Origin of the sequence: Cyclobacterium jeungdonense (assembly GCF_010994275.1) — a bacterium.
Taxonomy (GTDB): domain Bacteria; phylum Bacteroidota; class Bacteroidia; order Cytophagales; family Cyclobacteriaceae; genus Cyclobacterium; species Cyclobacterium jeungdonense.
Genome location: NZ_WMCD01000001.1, coordinates 1,105,182 through 1,117,776 on the forward strand (window position 1 = coordinate 1,105,182; position 12,595 = coordinate 1,117,776).

Annotated in this window: 11 protein-coding genes; 6 read left to right on the forward strand and 5 right to left on the reverse strand. The window is 45.4% G+C overall.

Going from position 1 to position 12,595, the window contains the following annotated elements:
* The first annotated feature begins 41 nt into the window (after positions 1-41).
* The 5 genes from GKS34_RS04280 to argH are packed head-to-tail and all read left to right on the forward strand — an operon-like array spanning position 42 to position 5,379.
* On the forward strand, positions 42-1,199 hold the full coding sequence (locus GKS34_RS04280; RefSeq protein WP_163383545.1) for an aspartate aminotransferase family protein: 1,158 nt from the start codon (positions 42-44) through the stop codon (positions 1,197-1,199).
* Positions 1,196-2,137, forward strand: a complete 942-nt coding sequence (locus GKS34_RS04285; protein ID WP_163383546.1) for a Rossmann-fold NAD(P)-binding domain-containing protein — start codon at positions 1,196-1,198, stop codon at positions 2,135-2,137. The genes GKS34_RS04280 and GKS34_RS04285 overlap by 4 nt, the downstream gene beginning before the upstream one ends.
* A 12-nt stretch (positions 2,138-2,149) precedes the next feature.
* Complete coding sequence (gene argB / locus GKS34_RS04290) at positions 2,150-2,950, forward strand: acetylglutamate kinase (RefSeq protein WP_163383547.1); 801 nt, start codon at positions 2,150-2,152, stop codon at positions 2,948-2,950.
* An 18-nt stretch (positions 2,951-2,968) separates the two neighbouring features.
* Entirely contained in the window at positions 2,969-4,054 is a 1,086-nt protein-coding gene (locus GKS34_RS04295) for a M20 family metallo-hydrolase (protein WP_163383548.1), read from the forward strand.
* On the forward strand, positions 4,051-5,379 hold the full coding sequence (gene argH, locus GKS34_RS04300; protein ID WP_163383549.1) for an argininosuccinate lyase: 1,329 nt from the start codon (positions 4,051-4,053) through the stop codon (positions 5,377-5,379). Before GKS34_RS04295 ends, argH begins: the two co-directional genes overlap by 4 nt.
* Positions 5,380-5,381: 2 nt before the next feature.
* Here the strand turns inward: argH and GKS34_RS04305 are convergent, their stop codons facing one another.
* Positions 5,382-5,603 (reverse strand): hypothetical protein, encoded by a 222-nt coding sequence (locus GKS34_RS04305; RefSeq protein ID WP_163383550.1) that lies wholly within the window; start codon positions 5,601-5,603, stop codon positions 5,382-5,384.
* A 173-nt stretch (positions 5,604-5,776) separates the two neighbouring features.
* Here GKS34_RS04305 and GKS34_RS04310 point away from each other — a divergent pair, with 173 nt between their 5' ends.
* Positions 5,777-6,364, forward strand: coding sequence for a MiaE family protein (locus tag GKS34_RS04310; protein WP_163383551.1), 588 nt, complete (start codon positions 5,777-5,779; stop codon positions 6,362-6,364).
* 13 nt (positions 6,365-6,377) lie between these two features.
* Here the strand turns inward: GKS34_RS04310 and GKS34_RS04315 are convergent, their stop codons facing one another.
* The 4 genes from GKS34_RS04315 to GKS34_RS04330 all read right to left on the reverse strand — a co-directional run bounded on the left by GKS34_RS04315 (position 6,378) and on the right by GKS34_RS04330 (position 12,594).
* The gene (locus tag GKS34_RS04315) at positions 6,378-7,406 is read right to left on the reverse strand and encodes a 3-hydroxyacyl-CoA dehydrogenase family protein (RefSeq protein WP_163383552.1); all 1,029 of its coding nucleotides are present in this window, start codon (positions 7,404-7,406) and stop codon (positions 6,378-6,380) included.
* A gap of 55 nt (positions 7,407-7,461) precedes the next feature.
* Positions 7,462-8,538 (reverse strand): Gfo/Idh/MocA family protein, encoded by a 1,077-nt coding sequence (locus GKS34_RS04320; RefSeq protein WP_163383553.1) that lies wholly within the window; start codon positions 8,536-8,538, stop codon positions 7,462-7,464.
* 101 nt (positions 8,539-8,639) lie between these two features.
* The gene (locus GKS34_RS04325; protein WP_163383554.1) at positions 8,640-9,479 is read right to left on the reverse strand and encodes a 3-keto-disaccharide hydrolase; all 840 of its coding nucleotides are present in this window, start codon (positions 9,477-9,479) and stop codon (positions 8,640-8,642) included.
* 4 nt (positions 9,480-9,483) lie between these two features.
* Positions 9,484-12,594, reverse strand: a complete 3,111-nt coding sequence (locus tag GKS34_RS04330; RefSeq protein ID WP_163383555.1) for a PVC-type heme-binding CxxCH protein — start codon at positions 12,592-12,594, stop codon at positions 9,484-9,486.
* Position 12,595 lies beyond the last annotated feature (1 nt).

The following is a 12,595-nucleotide window of genomic DNA, read 5'->3' on the forward strand; positions in this document are numbered from 1 at the left end:
AAACAATATTGCTATAGTTTAGAAAACCAAAACTTCAACGAATGAAGCTATTTGATGTATATCCTTTGATGCAAGTGACCCCTGTAAAGGCACAGGGAGCCTATATTTGGGATGACGAAGGAAAAAAGTACCTTGACTTGTATGGAGGTCATGCCGTAATATCAGTAGGCCATAGTCATCCCCATTTCGTAGCTCGATTGCAGAAGCAACTGGAAAAAATAGCATTTTATTCCAATTCGGTTAAGATCCCCTTGCAAGCAGAATTAGCGGAAAAATTGGGTAACCTTTCCGGGTACCCCGATTACCACCTCTTTTTGTGCAATTCCGGAGCAGAAGCCAATGAAAATGCACTGAAATTAGCTTCCTTTCATACCGGTAAACCAGGAGTCATTGCTTTTAAAGGTGCTTTTCATGGAAGGACATCCGGTGCGGTAGCCGTTACGGACAATCCAAAAATTGTTGCTCCCTTTAACGCCGGTCACCAAGTTTTTTTTGAAGAAATGGATGATCTGGATGCAGTAGAAAACACATTAAATACCAATGAAATCGCTGCTATAATCATTGAGAGCATTCAAGGTGTGAATGGAATACGGATCGCTGATCCCGATTTTCTGCGAGGCTTGTCGGCATTGGCTCGAAAATACGATGCCATTTTAATAGTTGATGAAGTGCAAGCTGGTTACGGGAGAACCGGCAAGTTTTTTGCTCATCAATGGACCGTGGGCCTGGAGCCGGATTTAATCACAGTAGCCAAGGGTATGGGAAACGGGTTTCCGATCGGTGGGGTTTTGATCCATCCTAAATTTAAGGCTAATTTTGGCCTGCTTGGAACCACTTTTGGGGGAAATCATTTGGCATGTGCGGCAGGATTGGCTGTGTTGGAAATTCTGGAAAAGGAAAATTTAATGGAAAATGCGGCAGTACAGGGCGATTTCCTGTTAAATGCCCTGACCAGCGAATTTTCTGCAATCGCTGCACTGAGAGGTAAAGGCTTGATGATCGGTTTTGATCTAAAGGAAATAGCAGCCCCTTACCGTACCGAACTGGTCCAAACACACCGCATATTTACCGGCAGTGCTGCCACAAAAGAAACCATCCGCCTCCTTCCTCCTTTAGGAATACAAAAAGCAGAATTGAGGCATTTTCTGGATAGTTTGAAAAAAGTAATCGAACCAAAAGCACATTTAATAAAACCATGAAAAATTTCACTCAATTTGAAAGCAGTTCTCTGGCAACATCCCTTATCGAAAAAGCCCTGACCTATAAATCAGCTCCATTGCAAGCACAGGATAAAGGGAAAGGCAAGCGATTAGGCTTGATTTTTTTAAATCCCAGTTTGAGGACCCGGGTAAGTACTCAGCTGGCTGCTTCCAATCTGGGAGTGGAAAGTTTTGTGTTAAATATGGATAAGGATACCTGGGCCCTGGAAATGCAGGACGGCGTACTGATGAATAAAAACAAGGTAGAACACATTAAGGATGCGGCTGCTGTCTTGGGCAATTACTTTGATTTTCTTGCTATTCGGGCATTCCCTTCTCTTACAAACAAAGAGGAAGACAGCCAGGATTTTATACTCAACCAATTTATTCGGTATTCGGGTATTCCTGTTATCAGTCTGGAGAGCGCTGTGCGGCATCCCTTGCAAAGTCTGGCAGATATGGTGACGATAAAAGAACATTTTCCGGAAAAACGAAAACCAAAGGTGGTTCTCACCTGGGCCCCACATATCAAATCCATTCCTCATGCAGTGGCTAATTCTTTTTCAGAATGGGCTGTGGGCTGCGGGCACGACCTGACCATCACGCATCCGGTAGGTTACGAGTTGGACGAACAATTTACAAAAGGCGCCACTATAGAATACAATCAAAAAAAGGCGTTGGAAGATGCTGATTTCGTTTATGTCAAAAACTGGAGTGCTTTCAATCTTTATGGGAAAATTCTCAAAGTAGATGAAAATTGGTTATTGAACGAAAACAAGTTGGGGTCAAATTCAAAGGCAAAAGTCATGCATTGCTTACCGGTGAGACGAAACCTGGAACTAAGTGATGAAATTTTGGATGGAAACCGTAGTCTGGTGCAAAATCAAGCCAAAAACCGAATTTTTGCAGCACAGGCAGTTATTGACAGCTTGCTTTAAAACCTCCTTTCCATGGACATCAGCGTTATCAAAATCGGTGGAAACGTAATCGATCATCCTGAAAAATCCACCCAATTTCTTAAGTTATTTTCAAAATTCCCCGGAAAAAAGGTACTGGTTCACGGGGGAGGTGTTATGGCAAGCCGCATTGGTAAATCCCTCGGAATCCAACCCAAAATGCATCTGGGAAGAAGAATCACAGACAAAGAAACCCTGGATCTGGTCACCATGGTCTATGCCGGCCTGATCAATAAGAATCTCGTAGCGCAGCTCTATACCTACGGTCAGATGGCAATCGGTCTGACAGGGGCAGACGGAAATGCCATCCGATCCCACAAAAGACCCGAGAAGGAGGTGGATTATGGGTTCGTCGGGGACGTAGAACAGGTTCATACCGAATTGTTGGAATCGCTGTTACAACAGGCCATTGCGCCGGTTTTCAGTGCCATCACACATGACGGAAAGGGGCAACTTTTGAATACAAATGCGGATACCATTGCCTCGGAAATCGCAACCGCCCTGGCAAAAAAACACAAAGTAAACCTTTATTTTTGCTTTGATAAAACCGGTGTATTAATGGATGCTAACAATGAAGCTTCACTCATTCCACTGATAAATGATGATATCTATAAGGAACTTATCCGGGATGAGATCATCCATTCCGGCATGATACCCAAATTGGAAAATGCTTTCAAAGCACTTAATAAGGGGGTTAATCATGTTTGGCTTGGCTTACCGGAAAACCTGCTTTTAGCCTCTAAAGGAAAAAATGCCGGTACCATTATAGAATCCCAAAAATATGGTTTGTACTGATCTAACCCCTAACCCACTTTGGAATCCCTCAACCAACTGCATACAGAAGCCCTGGAATTACTTAAGGACCTGATCCGGACTCCTTCCCTTAGCCGATCCGAAAATCAAACAGCGGCGATAATCCGCGCCTTTCTCGAAAAAAAGGGTGTCTCCATACATCAAAAGGGAAATAATATTTGGGCTTATGCAGATGGTTATGATCCTGCCCGACCAACGGTCATGCTTAACTCCCACCACGATACGGTAAAACCCAATCAGGGATATACGCTGGACCCCTTCGAACCGATAGAAAAAGACGGAAAACTATTTGGTCTGGGGTCTAACGACGCTGGAGGATCCTTGGTGGCCTTAATAGCGGCCTTTATGCATTTCAGAAACCAACCTTTACCAGTAAACCTGCTGTTGGTGGCCTCAGCAGAGGAAGAGATCAGCGGAAAAGGTGGAATCGAGTCCCTTATTCCGGAACTCCCTGAATTGAGCGTTGCTGTAGTAGGCGAGCCGACCCGATTAAAAATGGCCGTAGCAGAAAAAGGCTTGATGGTAATCGATGCGCTGGTGAAAGGCAAAGCCGGACATGCAGCCAGGGAGGAGGGGCTGAATGCTATTTACGAAGCATTGGATGATTTGAACGCCATTCGGTCTTTCCGTTTTAAAAATGTTTCTGCTTTTCTGGGTACCAGTAAGGTTTCGGCTACGCTGATACAGGCCGGTTCCCAGCACAATGTGGTACCCGATCTCTGTACTTATACCTTGGATGTACGCGTCACCGATGCTTACACCTTGCAGGAAGCCCTGGATGAGCTACGGCAATCTTTAAAAGCCGAACTTCGTCCCCGCTCCATGCGCTTAAATTCCTCTCGCATTGACGCAGCCCATCCGATGTTAACGGTGGCAAAATCCATGGGACTGGAAACCTTCGGCAGCCCAACCCTCTCCGATCAGGCGCTGATTCCCTACCCATCCGTTAAAATTGGCCCAGGTGATTCAGCCCGATCCCATACCCCGGATGAATTCATTTATGTAACCGAAATAAAAGAGGGCATTTCGCTGTACATTGCATTACTGGAGACCTATTTTTCGAAACTAACCGACAACAAAAAATGAAACTTTGGCAAAAAGACAAAACGAGCAAAAAAGAAGTAGAAAGTTTCACCATCGGTCGGGATCCGGAGTTTGACCTGATTCTCGCCCCATTTGATGTAAGTGGCTCCATGGCACATGCCATCATGCTGGAATCCATTGATTTATTGACTTCAGAAGAGCTTCAATTGCTTAAAAAAGGCCTGAAAGAAATCCGTGACGAGATCCAGCAGGGAATATTTTCCATATCTCCGGGAGTGGAAGACGTGCACAGCCAGGTAGAATTTTTACTCACCGAGCGATACGGAGATGTCGGCAAAAAGCTACACAGTGGACGATCCCGAAACGATCAGGTTTTAGTGGATCTGAAGCTGTACTACAGGCAAGCCATTCGTCAGACCCTTGAAGAGGTGGGAAAATTGTTTAACCTCTTGCTCCAACTTGCTGAAAAGCATAAAACTGACCTGATGCCCGGCTACACACATACACAACTGGCCATGCCCTCTTCTTTTGGACTTTGGTTCGGTTCGCTGGCTGAGAGTTTGGCTGAGGACATGCACCTCTGGCAGGCTGCTTACGCCCTGGTCAACCGAAATCCACTCGGATCTGCTGCTGGCTACGGCTCCTCCTTTCCCTTAAACAGGTCCATGACTACGGAATTGCTAGGCTTTGCAGACATGCATTACAACGTAATCAATGCGCAAAATAGCAGGGGAAAAACCGAGAAATCCCTTTCCTTTGCCCTGGCCGCAACGGCTGGAACCCTTAACCGGCTGGCCACAGATTCCATCCAGTATATGAACCAGCATTTTGGCTTCATCCGATTCCCGGATGAGTTAACCACTGGATCGAGCATCATGCCTCATAAAAAGAATCCGGATGTATTTGAGCTGGTACGTGCCAAAACCAATCAAATCCAAAGTTATCCTCAGAGCATCCTGATGCTATTAACCAACCTGGGCACAGGCTATCACCGGGATTTGCAATTGTTAAAAGAAACCATCTTTCCTGCTTTTGAGCAGATGACCGATTGCCTCAAAATCAGCCAGTTGATGTTGGAGAATATATCCGTTCAGCAAGACCTCCTGGATGATGAAAAGTTTGCCTACCTGTTTAGCGTAGAAGAAGTAAACCGCCTGGTACTCGGGGGCATGCCGTTTCGGGATGCTTACAAAAAAGTAGGTATGGATATCGAAAACAAGCGCTTCTCCCCGGGTACACGTGTCATACATACCCATGAAGGTAGTATTGGTAACCTTTGTCTCGACGCTATCAAAAACAAAATGGATGACCTGGCCATAGATTTTCAGCCTGCGCTTAAGGCGGAAGAAAAACTATGGGAAAACTGATTTCAGAGAGAATCCTGAATCAGGTAAACCATAGCGGAAGCCAGCAAATATCCTCCCAGAAAGGAAATAAAATAAGGCCAAGTCAGATCGTATTTCCTGTAAATGACATTCTTAGCCGAACTAGTGAATTGATTGAATTTTTCAGACCTTTTAACTGGATACATGGACAAAAACAAAAGTCCATAGCTAAGGGTAAATATCAGAAGTGCTACGAATGTTTGCATAACTTTGGAACGTTGAGTCAAAGGTATGGGCTCCCTCTGAAAGCACCAAAATCATAGAGCCAAATTATGAAAATTTATTTACATGAAATCGAGCATGACGAGATCGACACACAGAGGGATGATTATCAAGCATGCGAGATTCCATCTGACCGCTGAAAAAAAAATATAAACAGATGAAATATTCCATTGACCTGAAAGTCCCCTCCTCTGAAGCATGGCTGGCTGCTGTAATGGCTGATTTTAATTCCTTTTTGCAAGACCATGCCGATTGCGAAAGGAAGGCATCCGCCATGGCAACTTCCTTAATAGCCAAATATCCGGATCGGGTAAAAATCATTCCGGACATGATTGAAACGGCCATCGAGGAGTTGGAGCATTTTCAACAGGTTTTCGAGATCATGCAAAAAAAAGACGTTCCGCTGAATAAAGAAATGAAGGAGGACCCTTACATCAAGCAATTGACACCACTTACACATGGCGGAACTGCCGAAAGCAGGTTTCTGTCCCGGATGCTTTTGGGGTCGATCGTGGAATGCAGGGGATGCGAACGGTTCCGCATGGTCTCGGAAGCCCAAACCGACGAAGAATTAAAAAAATTCTACAAAATGCTATGGACCTCAGAGGCAAAACATGGAAACATTTTTGTTGAACTGGCGTTGCAGTACTTTGACGAGAAAACGGTCTACGACCGCTTGCATGAAATGATGGAGTTCGAGGGCGAAGTCATAAAGCGTCTTCCCATTGCCCCTGCTTTACACTAACCCGCAGAACCTTTTAAGAAGGCGTATTGTTTTCCTGTTCAGCTGCTTTCTTAGCCTTCTTTTCTTCCAGTTTCCGCTGGATAATGTCTGCCGGGTATTTTTGGGTGAGCTCCCTGATTTCGTAGGAAAACTCACTGTAAAGCTCCTTCCAGATTTCTATTTCCTCCTCGGTATAGGAATAAAATCCGCGACCGTTTGAGACGCCCTTTCCTCCAGCATCTACAATGTCATTGATAACCCTTCCCGGGGCCAGGTCGTTATTTAGGGTAGGAAACAAGTCTTTCATCACCTCCCTGTAGGAAGCGATTCCGGTGAAATCCATCCATCGGAATACTCCCATCATGGGCAAAAAATAGCCAGCAACATTTCTACAGGCACGGTCTACGTCTTCCACCGAGGCATAATCCTTATCCACCAAATGCATTGCCTCCCGGTACATGGCATACATAAGTCGGTTTGCAATAAACCCTGGAAGGTCTTTTTTGACGAGAACGGTTTCTTTTTGCCAAAGTTCACCTAGATCATAAAGAAACTGCGCTTTCTCCAAATCGCTGTCTTTGCCGCAAATAACTTCGAGAAACCGTGTAGTATAGGCGGGTTCCATCCAGTGCAGGCCAAAAAAACGTTCCGGATAACTAACAAATTGCTGCAAATCGGAAATAGGGATGGCGGAAGTGTTGGTGGTGATCAACGTATTTTTTGAGACAATTCCATCCAGTGTTTGAAACACCTCTCCTTTCAGGCCCTTATCTTCCTTGATAGATTCAATGACTAGTTTCGTTGCTTTTAAGTCTTTTAATTCAGCAGATGCAGTGAATTTTTTCAGGTAATCTTCTGGTTTACCCTGGATTAGTCCTTTTTCTACCGCCAGTTTAAAATGGTCTTTGACCCTTTTCTTGCCTGCTTCCAGTGCATCCGGCATCAATTCCACCCCAATCACCGGATGACCGGCCATCAGCATACAAGCGGCAATACTACTCCCCATCAGCCCCAGGCCAATGATGCCCACGGTGTAGTCTTGGGGATCAAAATTTGGTGTCATGCGTTAACTTTTAATCGTATTTTTTTAATAGAAAAGAAACACCTTTTCCTGAAAATTATAAATTCACTACTTTCCCTGTCCTGACCGACTCGTCGCAAGCAAAGGCAATTCGCAGACTATTCACAGCGTCTTCCATATGATCACTAAGATCTGTATCCTGATGGATGGCTTTCAGGAAATACTCCTGCTCCCGTTTACAGAGGGCATTGTGATCGGGTTCATCCCTCAGGTCAATCCATTCATCCTCATGAGCGAATTTTTCACCGGCATCCAATGCTGCCCGGTGATAGAGCAAGGATTCCGTTTTGGTATGTGCTTCGATGCTGTCCGATTTACCAGATCCTCCGGCCTCTCGGGCCACGATGGAAACCGATCCGTTTGGACCAAACACGTCCTTGATGAAAAAGGCTGTTTCGCTGACCATCGGACCCCAACCAGCCTCATACCACCCCACAGAACCGTCTTCAAAGCGAATTTGAAGGTTGCCGTAGTTGTAATTCCCATCGGGTATTTCGTCGGTCAACTTTGCTCCAATTGCATACACCTGGGCTGGCTTAGAGCGCGTCATTTGACACATAACGTCAATATAATGTACCCCACAATCAACGATGGGACTTAAACTCTTCATTAAATTCCGATGTAGGGTCCACATTTTGCCTTCGCTCTGCTGATTTAAATTCATGCGCATCACCAGTGGCTTACCCAATTCCTGACTCATGGCAATAAATTTTATCCAGGAAGGGTGGTGCCTCAATATGTACCCAACCACCAATTTTTTATGACTCTTTTTGGCAGCATTGACCACTCTCCTAGCCCCCTCTACGGTATCTGCCAGGGGCTTTTCTACAAAAACATGACAACCTCTACCGAAAGCCTCTACAGCGAACGTCTCGTGTGTATCCGGGTAAGTATTGATACTGACCGCATCGGGTTTGGTCGTATCCATAGCAGTGTAAAAATCATCAAAAAGAGGATAGCCTCCACCAAGTTTTTCATTCAGGGCTTCCTTGGTCTTTCCTCCTGATACTAGTCCAACAATCTCAAATCCTTCCAGTTGATGATAAGCCAATGCATGAGAAGCGCCCATATTGCCGCAACCGACTACTAAAATTTTTACTGGTTTTTGGGTCATGTCTATTTTGTTTATAAGTGCTTTTGGAAACTTTTTGTCGTTTTGTCAATTTAATTGATTTCAAGTTAAAAAAATATTCGATGAAGAAGGGACCCTTTTGGCTATTTCTTTAGCAAGGGATATAACGATATCTCCTTAAACTCAATCGTAGCCCCCTCCGACTGAACCTGAATTCTCCCATATTCCGGGCGGACGTTTTTGGCGAAGTTTACCAATTTACCATTAAGGTAAACGGCCACATACCCTTCCCAGGCCTGTATCTCCAGCTCGTTCCATTTCCCCACTTCCGCTTCTACATCCTGCTTGCCCCGAAAATCTATGGTATCGGACCATTTTGGGGACCTGCCGTACCAATTTATCCTACCCCCATTGATCCGTTCCCAGCTTCCACTGGGATCAAATACCATGGCATTACCCGGTTCCTTGTATACTACCGGTGAACTGATCCCAAAGGAAGTAGAGCCATCCCCAACAACGATGAAATCTCCCGTTCCACCTTCAATGATCTGCACTTCTATCCCGTGCATCCAAATCCCATTATGACCTCCATCTTGCCCCTGCGAATGAATCAATATACCACTATCCCTGGCTTTTTCTTTTCTGTCCCCATATGTTTCACCTGTCCAGCGAAAGGTGGATTTCAGAATGAAATTATCGTAAGGGTTCTTTGTAGTAATGCATCCCCACTCCTCTCCGCTGATTTGTAGGATACCGTCCACCACCTGAAAAACCTGAAGCGGATCCTGGTCTCGCCCCCTGTCCTGTATGAAGGTATACCAGGCATCCAGATTTTCTCCATCAAACAACGGAATCTTCGTACCCTGCTGCCATTCCGTTGGGCTAGGTAGATCTTGGCCAAAGCCATGGAGGACTACAAAAATTGAAATGCCTGTAAGGAATAAGCGAATGGGCGATAAAAAGGGTTTTCTAAAGATTTTCATAGTATTATTCATTCATAGTACGGGTATACATGCCATCGGGTAAGGATTGCAAATAAAGCATCAAATCACTCAATTCCTGAGTGTTCATAGTGTTTTCCAAACCAGCAGGCATCAGGGATTGGGTTGTGGGGATTAGTTCCACTACATCCTGTTCGTTTACAAATTGGGTAACCCCCGGTCCAAGGGCTATTTCGTACCTGCCTTCTTCCAGAGTTTTGATAATCCCAGTAATCTGCTGGGAGGAAGTCCTTATCGAAACCGTTTCGTATTCCCTGGCGAAACTTGAAGCCGGGTAAAGAATGGCCTCCAAAATGTCATGCCTGGAACGAATCTCTCCAATATTGGTCAGATCAGGTCCGAAATCACCGCCATCACCAGCAACGGCATGGCAGGTCCCACAGGTTCCTTTACCGAAGAATAGCTCTCGCCCCCTGGATACATCTCCCTGTACCAAACTATTTTCAACGGATTCTAGTTTTCGCAACCGTAAATCCTGAGACCCCTCCAAGCTATCCAAAAGGGCAGGATTTCCGTCTGGAAAAATCTTGTTTACAAGCCCGATGGAAAGGTTATCCCAAACCTCCTTTCGTTGAAATAGTTGTTGTTCTAATTTGTTCAATACTGCCGGTTGCCTCACTCCTTCGAATATTTGCAAAACAGAAGGAATCAATTCAACAGAAAGCTCAGGAAATATCCGATCAAGGATCCAATCCATTCTATTATGATCCAACGGCAGGTTTTTGACAATGCGGAGTACTGAAGAATGAAATGAATAACGATCTTTATTCAAAAGTTGCAGGGTAATCCATTGGAATTCCTGCTCCGAAACTTTTTCTCCCTGCCCTACTAAGCCCTGGTAGGCCATTAACCTGACAGCCACTTTTTCGGTATCCTCCCCGGCAATATCCTCCAATTCCTGGGTAAATTCATTCGTTCCCAACTGGATAGCCACTTGTAATGCTGCCTCTTTGGCTTGATTATCTTTTTCCTTTAAATACTGACGCAGACTTGAGTTAAGCGAAGGCCCTATTTTCTTAGGTGGAAAGGAGGCAAGCATGGATAGAATTAATTTACTTTGTCCCGAATAAGAACTCAGCTTTTCGGCAATAGGTACCTGCACCGACTCCTGATCAATAAAGGAGGGCCATAATTCCCGCAGTACTTGTTCCTCTTTGCTGTTTTCTACAGAAAATGCATCCAGAAAGGTAATAAAGGACCGGGACCAATACGGATGTTTTTTTAAAATCCAAGCAGCGGTATTCATTTCCGTACTATCTTGAGATATAAGGTAAGGAGCAATCATTTCTTCCGTAAGCAAATCCTTGCCTTTTTGATCCAAGGCAATTAAGATCGCTTTGTTGAAGCCCGATGCCGCCAACTCCTCCAGCAGAAGGTCCTCATTTTTCATTTCGATGAGCGCAAAAATAGCGGTATGTTCAAAATACCTGTCATACGGATAACTTTCCAGTGCCCTTAAAAGGGGCTTGGTCGCCTTTGGATCTCCTATTTGTCCCAGTGCCGTAGCCACTTGTTTGGCCACCGGAAGGGCCGGGTTGGTGTCCAACAACTGAATAAGCCGGTCACGGGCAGTAATCACCTCAGCCATGCCCAAGACACGTGCGGTAGCGGTTTTTACAACGTCACTTGGGTCATCCAACCCAACATATAGTTGGTTCCATGCTCTGGGATTTTGGGTCCGGAAGAGCAAAAATACGGACTTCACTCTCACTTGCTCATCCGGGTGCTCGCGCATAAGGGTTTGCAAAAAAGGAATGGCTAGAAGCGGTTGCTTTAGCATGTAATTGCCAGCTTTTTGAGCCACTTCAGTCCGCGGATCTTCCAACAGTTTTGCTAATTGTCCCACTGACAATTCTTCCCAGGGGATGGTATTTCCCCAAGGATCCGCTACTTTTCCCTTTTTTTCATTTTTTCGAATTCGATAGATTCCTCCCGGAACATCCGGTTTGGCAGTACGGCTCAACGGGCAGCCTGCTATAAACCAGCCTCCAGTGTTGACCAGCAACAGGTTACCATTCGGCTCCTGCAATACATCTGTCGGATGGAAGTCAGGTATTTTACTTTGGAAAAACGGCTGACTTTCAGCTTGAAATGAAGCACCTTCGGGACTTAACTTAGTATGAATTACCCTTCCGGTATTAAATTCGGCATGAAATAAATCACCTTCAAATTCGCCGCCCCAATCCGAACCGTTATGACGCATCAGGCCGGAAGGAGAAACCCTGGCCATGCGGTGCATAACCGGCATCAACTCCCCCGTTTGCACCAACCCGTCTTCCTCGATCACCGGATGGGGTTTCGGATAAACGCCGTTTTCTACCCAATGCATCAGGGCATCCCTGTACCCACCTCTGGGATCGGTGAAATAGGTCATGGTTCCCAGCACTTCCCCTGATGGTGTAAAAGCTAACTCAATCGCATTGTCAAAACCTCCCCCGGCAAAAGCCTGCAATTGGGTCCCATTTGGCAGGCATCGCCAGATTCGAGCTCCCTTTCCCTCGAAATGCACAAATTCCTTGCTTAAAATATCAAATCCCCTTCTGGCATCGGCCATGTACAACCAACCATCTGGTCCTAAAAAAGGCCCGCTCAGAATAGCTGCATTATGGTTAAGGGTCCATCCAGAGAGTAAAATTTCTTTTTCGTCCGCCATACCGTCTCCATCCGTATCGGTAAATTTCACCAGATTCGGAGAGGCCGTGACGATCAAACTTCCATTTACATAGGCACCACCCATGGGGAATGGAATGGAATCAACATAAATAGTTTTCTGGTCAAATACCCCATCCTGATCACTGTCCGTCAAAAGGAGAATGCTAAAATCAGGCTTTTCCATAATGGCTTCGGTGCCTTCAGTTTGTCCGCTGGACTCCATCACAAACAGCCTTCCCTGATCGTCAAATACAGCAAACATGGGGTACCGGACCAAACCGGGTTCTGTTGCCTCTTCTACAAAATAGCCATCCGGCAACTCCCAGGCCTCCTGATCCATTCCGGGCTCTGTACAACCGAAAAAACCGACCCAAGAAAATAAAATAATAAGAAATTGCTCTAACCGTGGCCAGGCAAGAAATCTTTTCTTTCGGATATGTCGCATG